Consider the following 17,726-nt stretch of genomic DNA (forward strand, 5'->3'; position numbering starts at 1 on the left):
TTGTTCGCCGACCTTTGCGGTTGACAACGTTCGTCGTAGGCTCGGTGCTGATGAGCAATTCAGCGCCGCGGGACTCATCGTTGCGAGCCGCAGACACGGGTCCGATCCAGGATGACCGAATTCAGGTTGCGCAACTGCTTTCCGAGGCCGCTGCACAGGGCAGGCTGGATCTTGCCGAGTACGAGAGCCGGTTGGCCAAGGCCTACGCTGCCAGAAACTACGCCGAACTCGATCAGCTCTCGGCCGATCTGCCCGGTGTCACCGCCGCCCGCCGCGGCGCCAGCAAGCCCGCGCCGTCGACGGTGCTGCTGGCGATCATGAGCGGATTCGAACGACGGGGCCGCTGGAACATCCCCAGGAAGCTGACCACGTTCACACTGTGGGGCAGCGGCGTGGTCGATCTGCGTTATGCCGACTTCACCTCGGCGGAGGTGAACATCCACGCGTACTCGATCATGGGGGGCCAGACCATCCTGCTGCCGCCCGAGGTCAACGTCGCCGTGCACGGCACCGGGGTGATGGGCGCCTTCGCCCACGACGTCACCGGAGCAGGCGCCCCCGGCGCGCCGCAGGTCACCATCACCGGGTTCTCACTGTGGGGCAGCGTCGGTATCAAGCGCAAGAAACGGCGCGACCAGAACAAGCAGTCGCCCGCCTGAGTCAGCTGAATCTACTGTGCGACAGAGCTTTATGCGCAGTCGGCACACATCTGCGAAGTCACCGATGCCATCCGGCTGCGGTGGTACACCAGAAAGCAACTGGTGCAGGTGAACTCGTCAGCGCGCTTCGGGATGATCTTGACCACCAACTCTTCACCGGAGAGATCCGCTCCCGGCAGCTCGAACAGCTCGGCGAGATCGCTCGGGTCCTCGTCCACCATGGCATCGCCGTGCAGGGTGAGACCGGACGCCACCTCGCGAATCGGATCTGCCGGAGTGTCCTCGATATCGCGGCGTCGTGGTGCGTCGTAGTCGGTAACGGTGGCCATGGTGCTCCTTTTCAGTCGTGAGCGGGTCGTTGACGCACCGCAGCAGTGTCAACGTGGATCGGTGTTACCCGTCCTGAGGCAAATCCACACCTGGAATTCGAGGAAAGTTCCCCCCGGGCAGAACCGCCACGTGACCGCATGCCCACCAACGCTTTCCGCGGCATGTTCGTGAGCGTGGCGGAGATGATCTGTGCCGCCGCGGACACGTCACGCAGCGGCACAGTCACCGTCTGCGTACCCGCGCCTGCGTCTCGGCCAACACCGGGAACCGACGTTTAACCGGGCCGAAACAGCTCAGTTGAACAGGGCGCTGAATTCGTTGTGCAGGGAGTAGAACCCGACCCACGCTTCGACCTTGCCGGCGTGTTCCGCCGACAGCGATTGCCGCTCGCGCAGCACCGCGCCCAGGACATCGCGGATGACGATGGTGTATTCGCCGACCCCGAGGTTGACGAAGGCCATGTCCCGTTCAGCCTGGGTGAGGGCGTCTCGGTGATCGTCTACCAGGTCCCATGCGAGATCAGCTTCGTTCGGTCGCTTCTTCATCGTCAGTCTGCGAGCTCAATTCCCAAATTCTGCACGGCCGCATCCAGGGTGGGCCACATGTTCAGCGCCTCGCCGAGCCCGATCAGGGTCATGGGTCTGCTGGTTGCCGGTCCGTCGGCAATCACAGCGAACTTGACGTCAGCATCGAGTTCGCGGCGCACCAGTGCCAGTACGTTCATCCCGTGCGAGGCCAGGAAGTCCACGGCCAGCAGGTCGATGATGAGTGCGGACGGTTCCTTCTTGACCACCTCGGCCAGCCGCTGCTCCACGTGCGGGGCGCTCACCATGTCGATGACACCCGCGCACGACACGATCACCGTTGATTCCCGCCACTGCTCGGTCACCACGCATTCCGGCAGGTCTGCGCGGCCATCGAAACCACCGACAGGCGGGCCACCAAAACTGTTCACACGGTCCCTCGCGGTTCATCCTCGTTACTCTGTCACCGCGTCGACTCGCGGGCGCGGGGCTGAGCCAGGCAAGTAATGCGCGATCGGCCCCCACAGCCTAGCCGTCCGCCGAACTTCCCGATAGCCAGCGTCCCCTCAGCGGCGTTTGCGCGCTTTCAGGTAGTCCCCCACCACCGCAGCGCCCAGGCCGTCCAGATCGGGAACCACCACCCGGCCCTGCACGCGGCGTGCCACCTGATCGATGAACCGCGCCAACCCGGGGTCGTTGCCCAGCCGGAAGATGGTCACCTGAGCACCCAGCCGGGCCACCTCGTCGAGTCCCTTCACGGTGTGGGCGATGGTCCGCGGATGCGGCGGGTAGTCGAAGAACACCGCGGAAGCCCCTGCTCCCCCACCTTCGGAGGCCGGGTAGCTCTCCAGGTGCGCCGTGGGTTCACCGTCGGTGACGATCAGCACCACCGGCTGCGCATTCGGGTGGCGACGCAGGTGCCGGGTGGCCAGGGCCAGCGCGTGGTGCAGGTTGGTGCCCTGTTCGTAGACGCCCTCGAGCCCGGTGAGTTCGGCGGCCGTGACCGTGCGCGCGTAACGGCCGAACGCGATGATCTGCAGGGCATCGGAGCGAAACCGGGTGCTCACCAGATGGTTGAGCGCCAGTGCGGTGCGCTTCATGGGTAGCCACCGGTTCTCCATCACCATGGAGAACGAGGTGTCCACCAGCAATGCCACCGCCGCCTGGGTGCGGGTCTCGGTTTCGGAGATCTCGACGTCGTCGACGGTGATGTCGATCTGTCCCTGTGCACCGGTGCCCGCTCGGCGCAACACCGCGTTGGTCAACGTCCTGGTGACGTTCCACGGTTCGGTGTCACCGAACGCCCACGGCCTGGTGGCTCCGGTGAGTTCACCGGCCGCCCCGGCCCGCCGGGTCTCCCGCTCCCCGTGGCGACCCGAAAGTTGTTGGGCCACGTCGCGGAGGGCCGCCTGACCCAGTTGTCGCATCGCCTTGGGCGACAGCCGCCAGCTGCCGTCCGAACTGCGGTCCAGAAAGCCCTGGCTCATCAGGGCCTTCTCCAACTCGGCGAGGGTGCGCGCGTCCACGGCGGCGTCCTCGCCCAGCTGACGTGCCAGCATGTCGAGATCCACGTCGTCCATGGTGGCCCCGGCGTAGCTCTGCGACAGCTGCTCGGCCAGCTGCTCCAGCTCGGCGATGTCGGCCAGTGCCTGCGCACCGTCAGCCATGCCAAGGGGTTGGTCACCGGAGAAGTTCTCCGAGCCGTTCCAGTCCTCACCGGGCCGCGCCGCCTGCAGATGCGAATCCAGCCGGTTCAGCGCGTTCGTCAGCGACGGAGAGCCGAATGCCTGCTGCGCCAAGGCATCCAGTTCGGCGCGCTGGTCGGCGGACAAGCTGTTGCGGAAGCGCTGGGCGGCGGCCGACCGCTTGGCCAGCGAGTCCAGCAGTTCGTCGATGTTGCGCGGGTTCTCCGGGAAGAATTCGCCGTGCTTGTCCATGAACTGGTCGAAATCCGCACTCGTGGCCTCACCCCTGGCGTTTTTGTCCAGCAGGTCGTTGAGGTCGTCGAGCATGTCGTTGACACGCTGACGGTCCTCGTCGGTGGCGTTCTCCAACGCCTGTTTCATACCGGCGAAGCGCTGGTCCAGCATCTCGCGACCCATCAGATCGCGGATCTGCTCGTACTTCTGGCGCCCTTCCGGCGAGCGCCATTGATAGTCCGCCAGCTCTTCGACGGCCTTTGCGGGCGAGGGTGACAGCGCTTGGAGTTGCAGTTCGCCGAACCGGGCGTCGTCGTCGAGTGCGCGGGCCAGCTCCTTGCGTTCTGCCAGCACCGCCTCGTCGAGCAGCTTCTTGATCTCCTGCAGCGTGCCGTCGAGGTTGTTGCGCTGCAACAGTTGTCGCCGTTTGCGGTTCGCTTCGGCGGCCAATTTGTCGGCTCCGGTCATGTTCGGCGTGCCACGACGCAGCAGCTCCGAGAGCGCCCGCCGGGGCGACGTGCCGTCCATCACGTCCTCGCCCAACTGCTCCAAGGCCTCCCGCAGGTCGACGGGCGGCGCCAGCGGGTCAGGCCCGCCGGTGTATCGCGAGTAGCGCGAAAGCCGTTTAGCCATAAATTGTTTCGCCTTCGCCCGATACCTTGTCGATGCGCTTGGCCAGATACAGCGCCTCCAGTGCCAACTCCACCGCCGCGGCGCGCTCACCGTCTGATTCAGCACCAAGGCGACCTGCGATCTCGTCGATCACCGGCAGGTCCGGCAGAGCCGCCAGTACGTCCTTGGCCGACACCCGTTCCCCGGTGGTCACGGGCTGGTCGGCCTCCACCGCGGCCACCAGCGGGCCGACGTCGAGACCGCCGAGCACCCGCTGGGCAGTGTCGGCGGTGGCGCGGCGCAGCAGGTGTTCCAGCACCGCCTGCTCACGGCCCTCCTCACCGGACTCGAATTCGAGCTTGCCGCGCAGCACGTCGACGATGGTGGACAGGTCCACCACCCGAGCCACCGGATCCTGCTCACCGAGGATGGCGCTGCGGTGCCGCGCCGAGGCCGCCACCGTCTCGGCGGCGGCGATGGCGAAGCGCGCCGACACACCCGAACGCTGATCCACCGACGTCGACTCACGCAGCAACCGGGCGAAGCGGCCGATGACCTGCAACAGGTGGTCGGGCACCTGCGCAGACAGGTGCGCTTCCTGGGCGATGACGCCCACCTCGGCGTCCAGCTCGATGGGGTAGTGCGTGCGGATCTCGGCGCCGAACCGGTCCTTGAGCGGGGTGATGATCCGGCCGCGGTTGGTGTAGTCCTCGGGGTTGGCGCTGGCCACCACCAGGACGTCGAGGGGTAGGCGCAGCGTGTAGCCGCGGACCTGGATATCCCGCTCCTCCATCACGTTGAGCATCGACACCTGGATCCGTTCGGCCAGGTCGGGTAGTTCGTTGATGGCCACCACACCGCGATGCGCCCGCGGGATCAGCCCGTAGGCGATGGTCTCGGGGTCACCCAGAGAACGTCCTTCGGCCACCTTGATCGGGTCGATGTCACCCACCAAGTCGGCGACGCTGGTGTCAGGAGTGGCCAGCTTCTCCGTGTAGCGCTCGCTGCGATGCTTCCAGGTGATCGGGGTGTCCGCACCGGATTCGGCGACCCGCCGGATCGATTCCGGGGTGATGGGTGAGTACGGATGTTCACCCAGTTCGGAGCCCGCGATCACGGGCGTCCACTCGTCGAGCAACCCGATCAGCGATCGCAGCAGGCGGGTCTTGCCCTGCCCGCGTTCGCCCAGCAACACGAAGTCGTGACCGGCGATCAGGGCTCGTTCCACCTGCGGCAACACCGTGTCCTCGAAACCCACGATGCCCGGCCACACCGTCTCGGCGGTATCACCGTCGGCCAACCGTGTCAGCAGGTTCTCCCGGATCTCCTCCTTGACGCCGCGCTCGGTGTGGCCGGAGGCACGCAGCTCGCCGAGGGTGCGGGGAAGGTCGTCAGGCAGATTGTTGGGTGACGTCACAACCTCCACGCTACGACTGACCACTGCAACAGGCATGGCCTCCGCCGACTTTTCGGGCGCCGATACGCGTCGGGCTGAACCGGGAAGAAACCGGGATGTGAGGTGGACGGGCTGCACTAGACTGCGGCTGAGAGTTTGCTGCGAGGGGGTGGTGATGCCGAAGAACCTGCGGGTGGACATCTCAGGTCTACAGACCGCCAGCAACGGGGTCAGCGACGAACAGTCCGCCTTGTCCGCTCATCACAGCCAGGCCGTCAGCGGCGTCACCTCCGCGGCATCCGGATGGATCGGTTCCTCCGCCGCCGCCCTGGGTGAGCTGACCAGCAGCTGGGAACGCACCACCACCAGACAGTCCACCAGCATCGAGGGCCACGCCGGTGACATGGGCACCGCGGCGCAGCTGTTCGCCTACCTGGAGGACCGCAACGCCGCGAGACTGCGGGCGGTGCACCAGGGCTCGCCGCCCAGCCCGTGAGCGGACTGAGCCTCGACGACATCGACCGCTGGGATGCCGGGGCTGTTGATCAGGTCTTCGGCGAGGCGCTGCGACGTGCCAGGCAGACCCGACAGGCCGGCGTCCACATCGGCCAGTTGACCACGTTCGTCGACTGGGACGGTGACGCCGCAGACGCCGCCCATGACTCCGCCCGGCGCATCGTGCTGGACCTGTCGGCCCACGCCGAGGCCTGTGAGGCGGTGGCCGCCGCCGCCGAATCCGCAGTGGGAAAGGTCGAGGCGGTGAAGGCCAGACTGGCACAGATCAGAGCCGAGGTGCAGTTCGGCATCACCATCGACAATGCCACCAACGACGTGTCACCACCGCCGGATGTGGCGTCGCGACCGAACGCCCGGGTGATCCAACTGCTGGTTGACGATCTGCAGCGAATGGTCAACCAGTTGGTGGCCGACGCCGACGCCGCCGATGACGATCTGGCTGCGGCGATCCGCGCCGCCGACGGCTCCCTGTCGCCGGAGCAGGTCACCGATCAGCTCGACGGCGGTCAGGTGTCGGTACCGTTCCCGCCCGCCTCCGGAGATCCCCGGGACGTCAACAAGTGGTGGGATTCGATGACTCCGCAGCAACAGGGGGTGGCAGTGCAGAGGTTCGGCTCGCTGCTGGGCAATGTCGACGGCATACCCGCCGCGGTCCGCTCCGACATCAACATCGGCAGGCTGGATAGTGAGATCGCCAGACAGGAAGCCTTGGCAGCGGCCCGCAAGTTCGCCCCCAGCGGCCTGCCCGACGCCCAGACTGCGCTGCAGGTGCAGCGTGCCCGCGGCAAGCTCGAAGATCTCAAGGCCATCAGGCAGACACTCGACGACTACCCGGAGGCCGGGCTGTTGCTGCTGGACACCACCTCGAATGACGAACGGGTGCTGGCCGCGACGTTTCTGGGGGACGTCGACAATGCCGCACACGTCAGCGTCACCACGCCGGGGATGAACTCCACGGTGCGCGGGTCGATCGACGGCATGACCGACGAGGCAGCGGCCCTGCGCGGCCAGGCGATGGACCTCAACGGCGGTCAGGAGGTTGCCACCATCGCCTGGGTCGGTTACCAGACACCGGGATTGAACCTCGACGTCGCCGACGACGCACTCGCACAGGCCGGCGCGGTGGACCTCAACCAGTTCTATCGCGGCCTGAGTGCCACCACCAATGTCGGGGACCAGCATCTGACCGCCCTCGGGCACTCCTACGGTTCGCTGACCACCAGTCTTGCTCTGCAGCAGGGCGGAACCGGTGTCGACGACGTGGTGCTCTACGGCTCCCCCGGCGGGTTCCTGGACAACGCAAGCGATTTGGGTGTCGGTCCCGGTCACGCGTACTACATGGTGGCCGAAGATGATGTGGTTGCCATCGAGATAGCCGGCCTCGGCCGGTTCGGCGGGCAGCTGCAGGACGTGCCTGGCATGGTCCCGCTGTCCACGGCGGGCGCCAGCGAGACGGTGCTGGACCCGGTCACCGGTTTCACCCGTGAGGTCTGGCATGACGGCGCTACCGGACATTCGGAGTACCCACGCTTCGGCGGCAACAACGAGTTACGCACCCCGGGCCACAACATGGCCGCGGTGGCGGGCGGTACGCCGGCCGCAGCAATTGGGCCTCCGCCCGAACCACAGACCATCCAAGGGCCACGTGGCCCCGTCTACAATCCCGACTACCACTCGTGAGACGCATGCCTGGACTACGAAGAACCCTGCTGACCGCCGCGTTGGCTCTCGGATTGGCACTCGGATCGGTCGGCTGTATCAACGCTCGCGATGTCGATCCGGCCGCCAAACCCGATGAAACGGAACTGAACCGGCTGCAGGAGACTGTCAACGCCCGCCCCGACATGGAAGTGGTGCAAGGCCAGCTCCGCGATCTGCAGGCGCAGGTGCAGCAGGCCATCACCCGCATCGTCCCGGGGGCGGTGCTGCCGGAGTCACCCAGCGCGGATCCCGGGCAGCCGCAACCGGGGCGGCTGGAGGCGTGTGTGGAACCGTTCAACCACACCGTCGGGCGCCGTTACCGATCGGGTGAGTTCGTCAGTACCGGTGGGGGTTTCACCCTCCAACAATGGCAGCAGCTGGTCGACGCCATGACGCCGATCTTCGATGCCGCCGGATTCTCCTATGACTCAGCCAGATACGGGCCGCCGGGTCCGGACCACCGCAACAACTCGCAGGCGCGAGACGATGGCGTCCGGATCGAGTTCCTCGGCTCGGTGCACGACGACGGGCCGGTGCTGTTCGGCTACGAGATATCGTGCAACCTGCCTGCGGCGTGGCGAACGGGGCCGCTGCCGGCAGACCAGTTCGCGACCATTGCTCCGGGTGCGCACTATCCGTACTTGTACGGCGACGGCCGGGCCGACAGTTGAGCCCTCCGCTAACCCGCTTCCGGCGGCAGGATCTGGAAGCCGCCGATGATCTGGTCGGTGTCGCTCTCGTACTGCGGATTGCGCGGATCGTCGGTCTGGCTGGTGACCGTCACTGCATAGGTGCGGTCATCGGTGTGCATCACCGCGATCAGCACCCGGGCCGGCAGCGCACCGACGGCACCGATAGGCGGGGTGGTGTACTCGATCAGTTCTGCGGGCAGTCCGCAGTGCAGTTGTTCGGTGACCACCAGATCGGTGGCACCGAAGCCGATCTCGAGTGACTCGCGCTGGGACTCGAAGACCACCGTCGGGTCCTCTTTGCCCGATTTGCTCTCCAGCGTCACCACCACCGTCGGGGCGAAGTTGTCACTGGCCAGGTCGATACTTGTCATCGTGAAGCGGAAGAGGTCGCTGTCCATCTCGGTGTAGCGGTCCCATCCGTCGGGCTGCGGGATGCGCAGGATGGGTTCACCGTCGTCCACCGGTTCGATATCGGTCAGTGGAGCGTCCACCGGGGTGCAGTCCGCTTCGCTGGTGAACGCGCCGGCAGTCAACAGCTCTTGAGAGGCGACGGGCACGGCATCGACGTAGCGGGTGCAAGAGACGGTGAGCGCCGACGCTGTCAGCAGGAGTGCCACGCGGGCCGCCATCAACACGGGTCAACCTTAGCTGAGGGCTCCCGCGTAACTGTCGGTCACTCCGCTGCCGCACCGCTGCTTTCGGAGTCAGCGCCGATCTCGTCTGATTTGCGGGCAGGAGATCCTGCTGGACGACAACGGCGTCAGGCCAGATCCTCACCGACTTCGGCACAGCGCTCGCCACGGTAAGCCGTTCGACCAATCTGCAACCAATATCGGCCCAATAGGGCCTGAAAGGTATGTACTGAACTGTCGCCCGTCACTCGCCTCATAACGGGCCGTACCTCCAATCTGCAGACTCCGTATGTCACCTCACCACATCGGTTGCAATTGGTTGTAGACGGTCAATTTTGAGTGCCGGCGCGCCCAATAGGCGGCAATTGGTTACATTGACGGGCGAACATTTCGATCGTGTTCTTCAAGGGGCCGTCCGTTGCGCGCAGGATCCACGCAGCCCGTCGTCGACCGGGATCTGCGTCGAATCATCGAGGGGCACCTTCTGGTGGCTGCATCTCAGGACGGCGGCCGCGTTCCCGCGGAACGGCACATCGCCGAACAGGTCGGATGTTCGCGTACCCAGGTGCGCCGCATCATGGCCCAACTGGAGCGCGAGGGCCGCGTCACCCGAGAAGTCGGCCGCGGGACATTCGTCACGCCGGCCAACCGATTCGGAGCGTCGTTCACCCCGGCTGCCATCATGACCGCATCCATGGTGTTCGAGCCCGAGGTGGTCTCACTGGCGGCACTGGCCGCCACCGAAGAGGATTTCGCCGAGTTGCACCGCTGCCTCGAACGTGGCGAGGTCGCTTCTGATTACCAGTCCTTCGAGCAGTGGGACATCTCGTTGCATCGTGCTTTCGCTGTCGCCACCCACAACAACCAGATCTTGGCGATGGTCGACGTGCTGAACTCCACCCGCAACAACCCGGTGTGGGGGCGGCTCAAGGAGGACGGATTCACACCGGAGAACCGGGAGATCATCCAGCGCCAACATCACGAGATCGTCGCCGCGCTCGTCGACCGAGATCGCCGTCGGGCCGCCATCGCCATGACCGAGCACTTGCGTTTTGTTCGCAAGGTTGTGACGGGACAGTGATGATCACAGTCGAGAAGTACCTCGAGGACCTGATCCAAACCGGTGAGCTGGCGCCGGGCAGCCGGGTGCCGACCGAACGCGCATTGGCCGCCCTTCTCGGGTGCAGCCGCCATGACGTGCGCAAGCAATTGGACACCCTGCAGAGTCAGGGCCGGGTCACCAGAGAGGTGGGCCGCGGCACCTTCCTCACCGGATCTGCGGCCGCACCGTCGGGTGAGTCCATCCACACCCCGGTCAACCTCAGCCCACTGGACCTCATCGACGCCCGCGCCGCCTGGGAACCGAATCTGATGACCCTCGTGGCAGTTGCCGCCAACGCCGACGATTTCGTCGAAATCCGCCGCTGCCTGGAAGCCGGCGGGGCCGCTTGCACTCCCGAGGAATTCCTGCTCTGGGACATCGCATTTCACCGCGCGCTGGCACTGGCCTCACACAACACTGTGGTCGCCGCGCTCAACGACATGGTCGAAAGCGGGCGACGCCAGCTTGCGGGCAGCGGCCTGGACAAGCGCCGCTACACCATCGAGAACTGCGCCGCATGCCAGGGTGAGCACCGCGAGATCGCCGACGCCATCTTCGACCGCGACCCGCTGCGCAGCCAGGCCGCCATGCGCACACATCTGCAGACGGCGCGCAGGCAGCTACTGTCTGAACTGCCTTGGCCCTAGTGCGCGAAATGCCTTGCGCCGGTGAGGTACAGCGTGACACCAGCCTTCGCCGCGGCTTCGGTCACCAGGTCATCGCGCACCGAGCCACCCGGATGCACAATCGCACGCACACCGGCATTGGTCAGAACCTCGAGACCGTCGGGGAACGGGAAGAACGCATCCGAAGACGCCACCGCACCAGATACGCGGTCGCCGCCACGCTCCACAGCCAGTCGCGCCGCATCCACCCGATTGACCTGTCCCATACCGACTCCCACTGTGGCGCCGTCCTTGACCACCACGATGGCATTGGACTTCACCGCCCGGCACGCCCGCCAGGCGAAAACCAGTTCGGTCAGCGTCGCGGCGTCCGCGGGCTCTCCGGTGGCCAGCACCCAGTTGGCCGGGTCGTCGCCGGCAGCGTCCAGTGCGTCGCGCTGCTGGACCAGTAGCCCACCGCTGACCTGTCGGAACTCGGTGCCTCCGGGCTGCGGCTCCGAGGCCACCAGCACCCGGATGTTCTTCTTGCGGGCCAACACCTCGACCGCACCGGGCTCGTAGGCGGGGGCGACCACCACCTCGGTGAAGATGTCAGCCACCGTCTCGGCCATCTCGACGCTGACGGTGCTGTTGGTGGCGATCACGCCGCCGAAGGCGCTCAGCGGATCACACTCGTGGGCCTTGCGATGGGCGTCGGCCACCGACACCGAGGAGATCGCGATACCGCACGGGTTGGCGTGCTTGATGATCGCGACGCAGGTTTCCTCGTGGTCGAAAGCCGCCCGCCAGGCCGCATCGGCGTCGGTGAAGTTGTTGTAGGACATCTCTTTACCGTGCAGCTGCTCGGCCTGCGCCAGACCGGGCCAGTTGGCGTCATCGGTGTAGAGGGCAGCCTGCTGGTGCGGGTTCTCGCCGTAGCGCAGCACCGTCTTGCGCCGCCAAGTACCTCCGAACCACGCGGGCAGAAGCGCAGGCGAGGTGTCGTCTCGTGAAGGCGCCAGCACCTCACCCATCCACGACGCCACCGCCACGTCGTACTCCGCAGTGTGCCGGAAGGCCAACGACGCCAGAATCTTCCGCTCGGCGAGGGTGAAGCCACCCGAGCGCACCGCGGCCAGCACCCCGTCGTAGCCCAGCGGGTCCACCACCACAGCGACGCTGGGATGGTTCTTCGCGGCGGCCCGCACCATCGAGGGTCCGCCGATGTCGATCTGTTCCACACATTCGTCTTCGCCGGCGCCGGAGGCCACCGTCTCGGTGAACGGGTACAGGTTCACCACCACGAGTTCGAACGCCTCGACCCCCAGTTCCTCCAGGGCCGCAGCATGTTCGGGTTTGCGCAAATCAGCCAGCAGTCCAGCGTGCACCCGTGGATGCAGTGTCTTCACCCGGCCGTCGAGCACCTCGGGAAAACCGGTGACGTCTTCCACGGGTGTCACCGGAATACCGCTGGCGGCAATGGTTTTGGCGGTGGAGCCAGTGGAGACTATGCTCACGCCGGCCTCGTGCAGGCCGCGTGCCAGATCCACCAGGCCCGTCTTGTCGTACACGCTGATCAACGCCCGCCGGATCGGCTTACGCTCACTCATTTTGCGAAGACTGCCTTTCGTCCACTCCACGTCACGCCACGGGTAGCCACCGCGGCCAGCACGTCCACAAGCAACCGTCGTTCGACGACCTTGATACGTTCGTGCAGAGTCTCTTCGTTGTCGTCGTCCAGAACGGCGACGGCCTCCTGCGCCAGCACCGGACCGGTGTCCATCCCGGCGTCCACCAGGTGGACGGTGCAACCTGTCACGCGTACGCCGTACTCCAGCGCGGCGAGCACGGCGTGCGCGCCGGGGAATGCCGGCAGCAGCGCGGGATGGGTGTTGACCACGCGGCCGGGGAACTTGGTCAGGAACTGGTTGCCCAGGATCTTCATGAATCCGGCGGTCACCACCAGGTCCGGGGAGTACGCCGCAGTCGCCGCGGTGATGGCGGCATCCCAGGTGGCGCGGTCCGGATAGTCGCGCAGCGGGACCTGGTACGTAGGGACACCTGCGTCGGCGGCAATCTGCCCGGCGTCGCACTGCCGGTCCAGGCCGACAGCGACCACCCGGGCAGGGTAGTCGTCCACGGCAGCGTCGAGCAGCGACTTCAACAACGACCCGGTGCCGGACGCCAGGACGACCACGCGGGCCGGGGCGCTCGGCGGCACATGGAAGGGTTGTTGCACTCCGAGAAGCTTAGTCGGTGCGAGGCGGGTGCCGATCGGCGGTGGATTCGCCGGTTGTCGAATCGTTGTCGGCGTCCAGGAAGTCCTCGGCGTCGGGCAGATCCGCCAGCGCTTCGTAGTCGACGTCTGGGTAGTCCGACTGCGGCAGCGGCTCGGGTTCGGGTTCCGGCTCGGGTTCGGGTTCCGGCTCCCGCGCGGGTGGGGCAGGCAGAATCAGGGGTGCGGTCTGCTGCTCGGTCAGCACCACGTCGTCGGGCTCCCCCAACGGGGTCTCGGGCTCGTCGACAGGTTCCTGTGCCACAGCCACCGGCTTTTTCACCCGCTTGGGGAACAGCAGCCCGCCGGACATCACCACCGTCACCGCGCCCACCACGACAAACCACAGGAACACCGCAGGTCCGTAGGTCGCCTGGTCCACGCCCACAGCACCGAAATTGCCCAGTTGCCCGCCTCCGGCGTATCCGAGCAGCGCCATCGACACGGCCGCTATCAGCGCCGCCACCAGCAGTTTGACCAGTGCCGGCCCCGGTGGCAACGGCTTGCGGGCGCACTGCTGCCCCACGGCGACACCGGCGGCGGCACCGATGATCAACAACGCCACCCAGATCGGCCCCAACGGCGGGGTGGGCGCGGCGGCCAGGATGGGGACCGCCGGGATGTCGCCACCGAACACCGTGAAGGAGCTGAACGTCGCAAACCCGACGTGCGCGCTGGAACCCACGGCCATGGCGGTGGCTCCGAGAATGACGTTCGGGGCGTACAGCACCGACAGCACGGTCAGGCTGAACTGGCCGAACATCGATTCTGTGATGCCGAACAACTCGTGCATGGTCCCCCAGTGCACGATCAATGCCGCTGCCGTCACACCCGCGGAGAGACCGAACAAGGCCAGCATCCCGGCGGTGGCCGCCCGCACCGAACCCGACAGCCAGTTCGGCAGCGGCGACGCAGCCAGCACCCGGGGTCCGATCTTGTTGCCGACACCGATCAGCGCTCCGACGGCGTGCACCACGAACACGTTCAAGAACGCATGACCGGCGCTGGGTGTCTGCAGTTCGGTCAGCACCGATGCCGCATCGTGCAGCACTGCCAGCAGCAGAGCTGCGATCAGCAGCGGTCCCCCGACCGCTGACGCGACGATCCAGCGGACGACGAACCACGAGGCGCGATTCGACGTGGCTTGGGCGGTGGTGCGCGCGGTCCCCCACACCATCAGCAGCGCAGGGAGCAACGGCATGACGCCGAGTTCTTGCCCGCTGATGAAGATGGGTACCTGGTGTACCCCTAGCCACATGCTTGCGATGGCGCCGAATGCACCGGTCATGTCGCTGTTGGCGACCACCAGCTGCACCAGCACCACCGCCGCGATGATGACCAATGCAACCAGTGCTGGTCCGAATGCGACCCGGATCAGGTCACGTGCCTGGCGCGCCCCCGCCGTGCGGTTGTCCTGCATTCACGTCAGAATCCGCCGCGCCCGGATGGCCGGGCGCGACGGTATCGGACTTAGGACGGAGTCTGACCGGGCGACGGCGCAGACTGCTGGGTCTGCGGCTGTTGCGGCGGCGCAGCAGTGTGCTGCCCGGACCCCACCGCAGGCGGCGGGCTGAAGCTGGGGTATCCGGTGGGCGGGGTCGGGGGGCTGTTGTCCTGGCTGTCCTGCGGAACGTATCCGCTGGTGGGCCCGGGGTTGTAGGTGCCGTACGGAGTGGGGTAGCCCGGCCGCGCGCCCTGCTGCGGCGGCTGCGGCTGGCCTTGAGGCTGCCCGTAGTAGCCCCCGGGCGGACCGTACTGTCCGTACTGAGGCTGCTCGTACTTGGGCTTCGGCGCGGGCGCGGTGATCACACCGGCCTCCAGCAGCAGCGCAGCGATGGCGACGATGGCCTGCAGGAGGCTGAACGCCAGTACCAGCCACGCGGCCCAGCCGGTGGTCACGTACGTGGAGGTGTTGAACAGCTGGCTGACGACCACCATCACACCGAGCACCGACAGGATGGTCACCACGGCCAGATAGCTCTTGACCTTGGGCAACAGACCGACCGCGGCCAGCAGCGCCGCCAACAGGGTGGCCAGCGTCAGGACGACGCCGCCACCACTGGTGGCTTCGACGCTGATCGGGCCCAGTTCCGCGCTCGAGGTGAACACGGGGCCGAAGCTCGACAGGTACGCGGCAATGCCGAGCACCACAACGGCCGCCGACAGGTAGAGCGGGAGCTTGCTCGGGCCCGGCTCGGCGGCCGGCGCGAACGACTGCGTCGGCGCTGCGTAGGAACCCGACGAGTAGGAGCCTGGCGGTTGTGCCGGCGGGAACCCGCCGCCTGGTGGATTACCGGGTGAGTAGGTCATGACCTCTCCTGTGTCGTTGGGCGCCACGGTGGTGACGCTGACGAACACCTGCGTCGGCATTCGAGACGGTGATTCGGATATCCACGCTAGCGCACCAAGCTGACGGTGCGATGCGCCGTTCCGCGTGTCACCCGCAGCAACGACACCGGGTCAGACCAAGAGCAGTTCCCTGGCCGTGTCCGAGGCTTCGATCTCGCGCACCAGAGGAAGGACTTTGGCCCCGAAGTACTCGATCTCCTCCTGGAAATGCAGGAAACCGCCGAGGATCAGGTCGACACCGCGCCTTCGGTAGGCCGCGATGCGCTCGGCGATCTGCTCCGGGGTGCCGATCAGCCGAGTCCGGAAACCGTCGTTGTACTGCACCAAGTCCTCGAACGAGGAGTCCGCCCACATGCCTTTCCTGTCGCCGGTCGCTGCGCCGGCCTGCTGGACGGCGTCGCGGAACCCCTCGACCGCGGGACGGTTGGCCTTGGCGATGATTTCTCGCAGTACTTCCTTTGCTTCTTTTTCGGTATCTCTGGCGATGATGAAGCCGTTGAGTCCGACGCTGACCTCCCGGTGCACTTCCCTGGCGTGGTCGCGCACGTCCACTATCTGCTCGGTGATGCCGTCGAAATCCTTGCCGTTGGAGAAGTACCAGTCGGCGTAGTAACCACCGTTGCGCCGAGCCGCGGTCGAGTTGCCGCCCTGGAACAGCTCGGGGGTGTGCACCGGCTTCGGCTTCAAGGTGAAGTCGTGGATGCGATAGAAATCACCGCGGAAGTCCACGTCGTCCTCGGTCCAGATCTTGCGCAGCACCTGCAGGAACTCCGCACTGCGGCGATAGCGTTCGTCATGCTCGAGCCAGGGCTCACCCAGGTGGGTGAACTCGTCCTTGAACCAGCCGGAGACGACGTTGACGGCGAAGCGGCCATTGCTCAGGTGGTCAGCGGTGGCGCCGAGCTTGGCCAACACCGCAGGTTGCCACAGCCCGGGGTGGACCGCCGCGATTACCTTCAGCCTCTCGGTGGCCAGCAGGAGGGCAAGCGAGAAGCTGGTTGACTCGTGCTGGAATTCGGCGCCATAGCTGGCTTCATATCGGACCTGGCTCAGTGCGTACTCGAAGCCGTTGTTCTCCGCGGTTTGGGCCAGTTTCTTGTTGTACTCGTAGTTCCAGTCGGTGCGTTGCTCGATATCGCTGGTCACCAGGCCGCCACTGACGTTGGGCACCCAATAGGCGAACTTGATGTTGTTCGCGATCCGTTCGGTCGTCATAGCGCGATCACACCGCGGTTGCGGCCCCTCGTCACCCCTTTAACTCGCCGAGAGTCTTTGGTCGGATGCCCCTCCCTTGCCCTTCCGACTAGAACACGTTCTAATTCTGGGCATGGACTACGGGCTCGTTCTCTTCACCAGTGACCGCGGCATCACCCCGGCAGCAGCAGCCAAGCTCGCCGATGACCACGGCTTCACCACCTTCTACGTGCCCGAACACACGCACATCCCGATCAAGCGCCAGGCCGCTCACCCCACCACCGGTGACGAGTCCCTGCCCGACGATCGCTACATGCGCACACTCGATCCCTGGGTGTCACTGGGCGGGGCAGCCGCGGTGACATCGCAGGTGCGGTTGTCCACCGCCGTGGCCCTGCCCGTCGAACACGACCCCATCACCTTGGCGAAATCCATCGCGACACTGGACCATCTGTCCGGCGGACGTGTCAGCCTGGGCGTCGGATTCGGTTGGAACACCGACGAGCTCACCGACCACAACGTTCCGCCGGGACGCCGCCGCACGATGCTGCGCGAGTACCTGGAAGCCATGCGGGCGCTGTGGACACAGGAAGAGGCCGAATATGACGGCGAATTCGTGAAGTTCGGACCTTCGTGGGCCTGGCCCAAGCCCGTACAACCTCACATTCCCGTGCTCGTCGGTGCGGCAGGCACCGAGAAGAACTTCAAGTGGATCGCTCGCAGCGCCGACGGTTGGATCACCACGCCCCGCGATTTCGACATCGATGAACCGGTGAAGCTGCTGCAGGACACCTGGGCCGCCGCCGGCCGCGACGGCGCCCCGCAGATCGTCGCCTTGGACTTCAAGCCCGTGCCCGAAAAGCTGGCCCACTGGCAGGATCTCGGTGTCACCGAAGTGTTGTTCGGTCTGCCGGACAAGTCCGAGGCCGACGTGGCCGCGTATGTGGAGCGGTTGGCCGGAAAGCTCAGCGCTCTGGTCTGATCTCCGCCGAGCGGGCGCGTTCGTACGTTGACACACCGATGGATTCACGTAGTTTGCGCACACTCGTCCAAGAGTGAATTCTCATCTGCACTTCTGTTTTCGGCGTAGGTTATCTGTCGTACCCCGTCGATAACGTGGTGGCATGTTCGCAGGGTTGCCCGATTCCGCAGCGCGGTCACACATGACCGACGTGGACCTCGACGACGCCATCGCCAGCTACAGCCGCGGAATGTCCACC

18 protein-coding genes are annotated in these 17,726 nt (G+C 66.1%); 7 read left to right on the forward strand and 11 right to left on the reverse strand.

Going from position 1 to position 17,726, the window contains the following annotated elements; genetic code table 11:
• The first annotated feature begins 50 nt into the window (after positions 1–50).
• Complete coding sequence (locus tag BVC93_RS06455; RefSeq protein ID WP_083736438.1) at positions 51–659, forward strand: DUF1707 SHOCT-like domain-containing protein; 609 nt, start codon at positions 51–53, stop codon at positions 657–659.
• 29 nt (positions 660–688) lie between these two features.
• Here the strand turns inward: BVC93_RS06455 and BVC93_RS06460 are convergent, their stop codons facing one another.
• From BVC93_RS06460 to BVC93_RS06480, 5 genes are all read right to left on the reverse strand, one after another.
• Positions 689–988, reverse strand: coding sequence for a DUF4193 domain-containing protein (locus BVC93_RS06460; RefSeq protein WP_083736439.1), 300 nt, complete (start codon positions 986–988; stop codon positions 689–691).
• Between the two features lie 294 nt (positions 989–1,282).
• Positions 1,283–1,534 (reverse strand): hypothetical protein, encoded by a 252-nt coding sequence (locus BVC93_RS06465; protein ID WP_083736440.1) that lies wholly within the window; start codon positions 1,532–1,534, stop codon positions 1,283–1,285.
• A 2-nt stretch (positions 1,535–1,536) separates the two neighbouring features.
• A complete protein-coding gene (locus tag BVC93_RS06470; RefSeq protein ID WP_157516796.1) occupies positions 1,537–1,944 on the reverse strand; it encodes an STAS domain-containing protein in 408 nt (135 codons plus the stop codon).
• Between the two features lie 135 nt (positions 1,945–2,079).
• On the reverse strand, positions 2,080–4,065 hold the full coding sequence (locus BVC93_RS06475; protein ID WP_083736442.1) for a vWA domain-containing protein: 1,986 nt from the start codon (positions 4,063–4,065) through the stop codon (positions 2,080–2,082).
• A complete protein-coding gene (locus BVC93_RS06480; RefSeq protein WP_157516797.1) occupies positions 4,058–5,497 on the reverse strand; it encodes a sigma 54-interacting transcriptional regulator in 1,440 nt (479 codons plus the stop codon). Before BVC93_RS06480 ends, BVC93_RS06475 begins: the two co-directional genes overlap by 8 nt.
• A gap of 118 nt (positions 5,498–5,615) precedes the next feature.
• On the opposite strand from BVC93_RS06480, the gene BVC93_RS06485 reads away from it, so the two are divergent.
• From BVC93_RS06485 to BVC93_RS06495, 3 genes are read left to right on the forward strand one after another with little or no spacing between them, the layout of a single operon-like run.
• The gene (locus BVC93_RS06485; protein ID WP_157516798.1) at positions 5,616–5,936 is read left to right on the forward strand and encodes a WXG100 family type VII secretion target; all 321 of its coding nucleotides are present in this window, start codon (positions 5,616–5,618) and stop codon (positions 5,934–5,936) included.
• Positions 5,933–7,636, forward strand: coding sequence for an alpha/beta hydrolase (locus BVC93_RS06490; protein ID WP_083736444.1), 1,704 nt, complete (start codon positions 5,933–5,935; stop codon positions 7,634–7,636). Before BVC93_RS06485 ends, BVC93_RS06490 begins: the two co-directional genes overlap by 4 nt.
• A gap of 5 nt (positions 7,637–7,641) precedes the next feature.
• Positions 7,642–8,328, forward strand: coding sequence for an LppA family lipoprotein (locus BVC93_RS06495; protein ID WP_083736445.1), 687 nt, complete (start codon positions 7,642–7,644; stop codon positions 8,326–8,328).
• 8 nt (positions 8,329–8,336) lie between these two features.
• On the opposite strand, the gene BVC93_RS06500 is transcribed toward BVC93_RS06495, so the two are convergent.
• Positions 8,337–8,978 carry an LpqN/LpqT family lipoprotein gene (locus tag BVC93_RS06500; RefSeq protein ID WP_236950270.1) on the reverse strand — a complete coding sequence of 214 codons (642 nt, stop codon included), beginning with the start codon at positions 8,976–8,978 and terminating at the stop codon, positions 8,337–8,339.
• A gap of 421 nt (positions 8,979–9,399) precedes the next feature.
• Between BVC93_RS06500 and BVC93_RS06505 the strand changes: the two genes are divergently transcribed.
• Together BVC93_RS06505 and BVC93_RS06510 are read left to right on the forward strand one after the other, a co-directional pair.
• A complete protein-coding gene (locus tag BVC93_RS06505) occupies positions 9,400–10,062 on the forward strand; it encodes a FadR/GntR family transcriptional regulator (protein WP_083736447.1) in 663 nt (220 codons plus the stop codon).
• Positions 10,062–10,730, forward strand: coding sequence for a FadR/GntR family transcriptional regulator (locus BVC93_RS06510; protein WP_083736448.1), 669 nt, complete (start codon positions 10,062–10,064; stop codon positions 10,728–10,730). Before BVC93_RS06505 ends, BVC93_RS06510 begins: the two co-directional genes overlap by 1 nt.
• Here BVC93_RS06510 and purH read toward each other — a convergent pair.
• From purH to sfnG, 5 genes are all read right to left on the reverse strand, one after another.
• On the reverse strand, positions 10,727–12,298 hold the full coding sequence (gene purH / locus BVC93_RS06515; RefSeq protein WP_083736449.1) for a bifunctional phosphoribosylaminoimidazolecarboxamide formyltransferase/IMP cyclohydrolase: 1,572 nt from the start codon (positions 12,296–12,298) through the stop codon (positions 10,727–10,729). The genes BVC93_RS06510 and purH overlap by 4 nt on opposite strands.
• The gene (purN, locus tag BVC93_RS06520) at positions 12,295–12,927 is read right to left on the reverse strand and encodes a phosphoribosylglycinamide formyltransferase (protein ID WP_083736450.1); all 633 of its coding nucleotides are present in this window, start codon (positions 12,925–12,927) and stop codon (positions 12,295–12,297) included. The genes purH and purN overlap by 4 nt, the downstream gene beginning before the upstream one ends.
• A 10-nt stretch (positions 12,928–12,937) precedes the next feature.
• Positions 12,938–14,383, reverse strand: a complete 1,446-nt coding sequence (locus BVC93_RS06525; protein WP_083736451.1) for a cell division protein PerM — start codon at positions 14,381–14,383, stop codon at positions 12,938–12,940.
• Positions 14,384–14,433: 50 nt separating this feature from the next.
• Entirely contained in the window at positions 14,434–15,273 is an 840-nt protein-coding gene (locus BVC93_RS06530; protein WP_083740857.1) for a DUF5336 domain-containing protein, read from the reverse strand.
• Positions 15,274–15,423: 150 nt separating this feature from the next.
• The gene (sfnG, locus tag BVC93_RS06535; protein WP_083736452.1) at positions 15,424–16,527 is read right to left on the reverse strand and encodes a dimethylsulfone monooxygenase SfnG; all 1,104 of its coding nucleotides are present in this window, start codon (positions 16,525–16,527) and stop codon (positions 15,424–15,426) included.
• A 112-nt stretch (positions 16,528–16,639) separates the two neighbouring features.
• Here sfnG and BVC93_RS06540 point away from each other — a divergent pair, with 112 nt between their 5' ends.
• Positions 16,640–17,488: an LLM class F420-dependent oxidoreductase gene (locus tag BVC93_RS06540; protein ID WP_083736453.1), complete on the forward strand. Its 849-nt coding sequence runs from the start codon at positions 16,640–16,642 to the stop codon at positions 17,486–17,488.
• Positions 17,489–17,726: the final 238 nt, after the last annotated feature.

This window comes from Mycobacterium sp. MS1601, assembly GCF_001984215.1.
Taxonomy (GTDB): domain Bacteria; phylum Actinomycetota; class Actinomycetes; order Mycobacteriales; family Mycobacteriaceae; genus Mycobacterium.

Excerpts from the sequence above, each read along its gene's own strand:
- BVC93_RS06455 (WP_083736438.1), top strand. The coding sequence starts at position 51 with ATGAGCAATTCAGCGCCGCGGGACTCATCGTTGCGAGCCGCAGACACG.
- BVC93_RS06460 (WP_083736439.1), bottom strand. The coding sequence starts at position 988 with ATGGCCACCGTTACCGACTACGACGCACCACGACGCCGCGATATCGAG.
- BVC93_RS06465 (WP_083736440.1), bottom strand. The coding sequence starts at position 1,534 with ATGAAGAAGCGACCGAACGAAGCTGATCTCGCATGGGACCTGGTAGAC.
- BVC93_RS06475 (WP_083736442.1), bottom strand. The coding sequence starts at position 4,065 with ATGGCTAAACGGCTTTCGCGCTACTCGCGATACACCGGCGGGCCTGAC.
- BVC93_RS06480 (WP_157516797.1), bottom strand. The coding sequence starts at position 5,497 with ATGCCTGTTGCAGTGGTCAGTCGTAGCGTGGAGGTTGTGACGTCACCC.
- BVC93_RS06485 (WP_157516798.1), top strand. The coding sequence starts at position 5,616 with ATGCCGAAGAACCTGCGGGTGGACATCTCAGGTCTACAGACCGCCAGC.
- BVC93_RS06495 (WP_083736445.1), top strand. The coding sequence starts at position 7,642 with ATGCCTGGACTACGAAGAACCCTGCTGACCGCCGCGTTGGCTCTCGGA.
- BVC93_RS06500 (WP_236950270.1), bottom strand. The coding sequence starts at position 8,978 with ATGGCGGCCCGCGTGGCACTCCTGCTGACAGCGTCGGCGCTCACCGTC.
- BVC93_RS06510 (WP_083736448.1), top strand. The coding sequence starts at position 10,062 with ATGATCACAGTCGAGAAGTACCTCGAGGACCTGATCCAAACCGGTGAG.
- purH (WP_083736449.1), bottom strand. The coding sequence starts at position 12,298 with ATGAGTGAGCGTAAGCCGATCCGGCGGGCGTTGATCAGCGTGTACGAC.
- BVC93_RS06525 (WP_083736451.1), bottom strand. The coding sequence starts at position 14,383 with ATGCAGGACAACCGCACGGCGGGGGCGCGCCAGGCACGTGACCTGATC.
- BVC93_RS06530 (WP_083740857.1), bottom strand. The coding sequence starts at position 15,273 with ATGACCTACTCACCCGGTAATCCACCAGGCGGCGGGTTCCCGCCGGCA.
- sfnG (WP_083736452.1), bottom strand. The coding sequence starts at position 16,527 with ATGACGACCGAACGGATCGCGAACAACATCAAGTTCGCCTATTGGGTG.
- BVC93_RS06540 (WP_083736453.1), top strand. The coding sequence starts at position 16,640 with ATGGACTACGGGCTCGTTCTCTTCACCAGTGACCGCGGCATCACCCCG.